Consider the following 5,189-nt stretch of genomic DNA (forward strand, 5'->3'; position numbering starts at 1 on the left):
TCGGATTGACGATAATATTCGGCTGCTTGGCATTGCCTGCCAGCTTATAGGTAATCCCGATCAGACCACGGTCGCGGCCATTGCCGAGAATTGCGCCCAGTACCGGCACTTCACCAAATAAACGATTCAGACCATAGGCAGGCATGAATGTGCCGGTAACGGCCATATTGCCGTTGCGGTCGTAGAGAATGCCCTGAAAAGTCGCACCAATCAGCGGGCCGCGAAGAACACCGTTCTTCAGCGTCAGATAACCTGAGCCCTTTTCAATCTGCGCATAGCCGCGTTCGAAATCGACCCGCGTCACATCAATATTACCGCGCACTGCCTGATTGAGGCTCTTACCGCCATTGGAGCTGGTGGAAACCAGCTTATCCAGACGAGGCTCATTAATGACCGAAAAATCACGGGCATCAATCGCGCCATAAAGCGGCCCCGTGCCCTGCGAGGTCAGATTAACGGTAATTCTGCCACCGCGCATCTTGTCGTAAAAATCAAAGAAGCGCAGCACCGCTCCGGCATTGGCCGAACTCAGCGCCACAGAGCTCGCACCTTTCTGATTGCTGGATGTCGCACTGACCTGTGCACCATTTCCGGTCACCGCATTCAGTGACACGCCGGAGACTTTTGCCCCTGCTGTTTCATAAGACACGGTGACATTGCGCAGGCTCTCATCATAGAAACCTTTCACATCATCAATCTGTGCATTGACGACAATGCGCGGCATCACCCCGTTTTTGCTTTGGCCGGCTTTCTTTTCATCCGTATTGCCTGAAACCGCCTGCTGGATCAGCGCCCGCGCATCAAAAGCCGTACCACGGACATCCGCACGGAAGCCATTACCGGATTTGCGCACTTCAAGGCTGAGATCATCATTACGCGTCAGATTGAGCTTGCGGATATTCGCGCTCTGCAATTCATTATTTTCAAGCGTCAGATCACCGCTGACATGAAAACCGGTACCATCAAAGACAAAGTTACGAACCAGTACCGGCCCTTTGCCTTCCTTCGGCAGTCTCACATCCATTGTCAGTTTTGCAGGAATACCTGTGCCTTTTTTCCAGCCGAGCCATGGCAGATTAACCTGCGTCTTACCGAGGTCAGCGGAGATTTTGCGCATCTCGCCCTGTTCCTCACCCAGATCCAGCGTCAGCGGGCCTTTAAAAATATCGTTCAGTCCCGGATAATACGTCTCACGCGTTTTATCATCCAGCTCCAGCCGGATATTTTGCTGACGCTTGATATTTGTATCCGCCAAAGGCTCAACCAGTGCCAGCTTGGCCGGAATATTATTCAGCCGTGCAGTCGCATCGATTTTAGCCACATCATCATTAACGCTCAGATTGCCTTTGGCCTGCGTCACATTCTGACCGTTAAACGGCTTTTTCAAAGTCACATCGCTGAAAGCCAGATCAGCCTGCCATTTCAGACTATCCTTTGGCGCATCTTTGGTAACCGAAAACGCCACTTTTACTTTCGCATTCACATTGCCGCTGAGATCCTCAGCGCTGAAAGGCAATTTGCGCAAGGCATTGATCGGCTTATAGCCAACAAGCTCTGTTATCGCCTGCGCCTCACCGCTGAGATCCAGATCAAGATCTGCAATCACCGGACGCTGACGTCCCCAAGGCACGAACAATGTTCCGCCATCCACATTGATCTGACGATTAACCGGTGTAAAGGCCGTACCTTTTTCAAGCTTGATGGTTGTATGCGCACCGCGCACCGCAATCGTGCCTGTTGCATCACGCACCGGCGGTATCTCACCGATCACGTCAAACCGTGTGCCTTCAACCCTGAAATCAGCCTTGATATCGGATTCTGTCAAATCCGGCGGCAGCCCCGGTCCGTTGAAGTGACCGGCAGGCAGTGCAATATCAATCCGGCCTTCGGTCATATGACCGCCAAACAGGTTTTTCAGCACCCAGTCGCGCGCGCCGTCAGCCACATTGAGCGGCCAGAGCTGCTTGGCCTGTGCGACCGGCATACCCGGTATGCGCAGCATAAAAATCATCGCCGGAGAGCCATGACCAAAGATCATCCGTCCCTGTCCATACAACTCACCGGAATCTGTTTTGACATTCAGATCATTGAAATCAACGCGGCTGGCATTTTGCATCAGACGACCGGCAATCTTCACGCCGAATGGCAAAGGCGCTTCGGCAGAGTTTTCCGGCGCACTGACGGCTTTTCTGGACACCAGCTCAAAACGGTAAGCCGGTTTCTCCGCAATATCGGTTTCCGTTTGCGCGATCGCAGATCGTGCACTCTTCAAAACAGGCAGAGTGTCTGCCTGCTGCCCTGCAGCTGGCATTTCACCATTCGCAATCCGCGCTGCCTGTTCGCGGATTTTTTGCGCTGCACTTTCTGTTTCAGCAACCGGCTCTACCCCGAATGCACCTTCAAGCATCGTGGATAAGCCGCCAAGATTGAGATCAAGCGCCTTAATCTCAAGTTTCTCGCCACCGGCGATATGCTCAAAAGACAGCGCCATATTGCCTTTGATGCCGCGCTCACGTCCCATATCCACGACAGCATCATCAAGCGTCAGCTTACCGGAGAGGGTTTCCTTTTGCACCTCGGTAGAGGCTTGTCCGGTTAAAGCCAGAGATGCCGTGCTGTTCACATGGAAATAAGCCGGATTTGGCCGGTCATTGCCCATTTGCGGCATGACCTCTTCCGGTGAGCCAAGGCTGACCGGAATATTATCCAGCGTTAGAGAGAAGTTAGAAGCATGTGCGGGATCATCGGAACGGATCATTTCCGCCTGCAAAGCCGTGCTTTTGCCCTGCCAGACAAATTCGGCATCCAGCGTAACTTTCTGCCCGTTCTGCCTGACCTGCGCATTACGGATCAGGATTTCCTGATCTTTCTCCATAGCGCGAAAAGCAAATGTCACATCATGCAATGCAATTGCTTTTGTGCCGCGCATATCCAGCAGTGCCAGCGTCTGATCAATACCGGAAAAAACTTCACGCGACAGCTGATCAAAATCGACCAGTCCCCTGTCATTAAACGGCAAACGGATAAAAGGCTTCGGCTTGGTTTCACCCTCTTGCAGGCGGATTAAAGCATCGCCGATTTCAATCTGGGCAACCTGAACTGAGCCGGTCAGCAGCGGCAAAGGTGCCAGCCCCAGCCTGACAACGCCCAGCTTTTCTACGGACACATCCTGAATGCGACTGTTCAGAGCAACATCACGCGCTTCAATTGCCAGATGTCTGTTACCGTCCAGCGAAACCTGCGCCTTGCTGATCGACACACCGGCATCAGGTCCTAAGATTTCCTGCAATCTCTGCTGTGCTTCATCGCGCAACATATCGCTGCTGATACCGGTACGCAGTACGAGAAAACCAATGCCTGCCAGCACAATCAATGCAAAACTGACAGAAATAAAAGCGCGCCAGCATTTCGCAATAAAGCCTTTGCGCTTTCTGCGCGCTGCCTTGCGGGCCGCTCTGTTGTGTAAGCCGGTCTTATAATCAGGGCAGTCTTTCAGCACAGCTTTATTCTCAGGCCCCGCACCGGATGACGGATACTGATCAAGATGCTGTATGTCACGCTTGTTAAAGCGGATTTTTCTTGGCTTTTCTTTCAAAAACTTAAATCACTATCCGGATTGGCTGCACCTGAACTGCATAATTTTCAAAAGAAATTCTGTCATTTCTCATCAATATAAAACAGATCAGATTGCTGTCATTGATGAATCGTTATTTCAAAACCCTGATTAACTGACAAAATTTCAGAAACAACACATGATTACAAGTCGCGGAAATAAATCAAATCACCTACCCCCGGAAAAATGACACCGGATGCTTTGAGTTTTTCTATTATCCGGCACAACATTAATCCTCGTGCAGAATCATTGTAGAACACATCCTCAACCATTCACATGAATAACAGGCAGAGCGGGTGTCGCGGATCAGATGAAACGTAACACGCTCAGTCCTTGCTCCCATAAGGATGAAGAAAGGCACACTTATGACCAACCCGACAGATAATGTTGCCGCAATTGCTTTGCAGGCAGGTGATCCGGCTCCGGCATTTTCCCTGCCTAAAAACGGTGATGACACGCTTTCATCTGCTGCTCTTCAGGGTAAAGCCTATGTGCTGTATTTTTATCCGAAAGACGACACCAGCGGCTGCACCCGCGAGGCAATTGACTTCAGCGCATTGAAACCGGAATTTAATGCCATCAATGTCAGCATTATCGGCGTATCCCCTGACAGCGTACGCAAGCATGACAAATTTATCGATAAACATGATCTTACCATTGAGCTTCTTGCTGATGAAGAAAAAGCTCTGAGCAATGCTTATGGTGTCTGGGTAGAAAAGAGCATGTATGGTCGTAAATATATGGGCATTGAGCGCTCCACCTTCCTGATCGGCAAAGACGGAAAAATCGCACAGGTCTGGCGCAAGGTAAAAGTTGCCGGTCATGCCGAGGCTGTGCTTGAAGCCGCCCGTAAACTCGGTTGAAGACCGAAAAAAATCCGGCACGGAAACCCTTTATTAACTCTGTTACGGTGTATGATCTGCGCAACAGTCCAGAATAGTTTTACCCGTCCGCACAGTTTGTTATAGTTGCAGCATTTCCAGCAAAAGTGGGAACCGGTTTTGCGTTGGATAATGCGAAATAAAAATAAGACAGAGCGGTTCTACGCTTCAACTTTACTAGAACCGCTCTGCAAGTGATCCGCTCAGACGGTAATTGCGAGGCAGTAAAGGCAGCTTATTCTGCCATACAAAACCCGCAAATCTGTCTGAGATAATATCACAGAGCTGCTTTTATTTGATGAAAAGCAGAACGAACAGCAGGCTTTACGGGATAAGACTATGTCAGTCACAGGTAAGATCATGACCCGTTATCTCTCACCACTCTCCGCATCGGTTGCGCGACTGCGTTTGCCGTCCCGCGCAGGCAATTTTCTGCTTGCCGGTCTCATCGGCTATGGTGTGAGTGCAGGTGTGCTGATTGCCGGTGCTTTGGCTGCATCTGTTCTGCCGGCTCAGGCTCCGTTGCCTGACACATCCCTGACCATGCTGAAATCTGAGAAGAGTGTCACCGCTCAGCCGATGCCGCCAATGCCGGATCAGATTTATGATGCCAGATTCCACGAAGGCGCGGTTGATCTGAACACCGCTGCCAGTTTTGCCGGAATTGATCCTTTCATCACCGGCCCGGTTCCGCA

General features: G+C 50.8%; 3 protein-coding genes. 2 read left to right on the forward strand and 1 reads right to left on the reverse strand.

Features of this window, described 5'->3' with window-relative positions; translation table 11 throughout:
- Positions 1 to 3,595: DUF3971 domain-containing protein (locus tag A918_RS21350; protein ID WP_022711448.1), on the reverse strand; the 3,595-nt coding region annotated here is incomplete at its 3' end.
- Between the two features lie 383 nt (positions 3,596 to 3,978).
- On the opposite strand from A918_RS21350, the gene bcp reads away from it, so the two are divergent.
- Together bcp and A918_RS0112805 are read left to right on the forward strand one after the other, a co-directional pair.
- Positions 3,979 to 4,476 (forward strand): thioredoxin-dependent thiol peroxidase, encoded by a 498-nt coding sequence (gene bcp / locus A918_RS0112800; protein ID WP_022711449.1) that lies wholly within the window; start codon positions 3,979 to 3,981, stop codon positions 4,474 to 4,476.
- Between the two features lie 357 nt (positions 4,477 to 4,833).
- Positions 4,834 to 5,189: hypothetical protein (locus tag A918_RS0112805; protein WP_028233769.1), on the forward strand; the 356-nt coding region annotated here is incomplete at its 3' end.

The sequence above is a fragment of the Pseudochrobactrum sp. AO18b genome, from assembly GCF_000409565.1.
Lineage (GTDB): Bacteria > Pseudomonadota > Alphaproteobacteria > Rhizobiales > Rhizobiaceae > Pseudochrobactrum > Pseudochrobactrum saccharolyticum.

Coding starts and splice junctions, on each gene's coding strand:
- bcp (WP_022711449.1), top strand. CDS start 3,979: ATGACCAACCCGACAGATAATGTTGCCGCAATTGCTTTGCAGGCAGGT.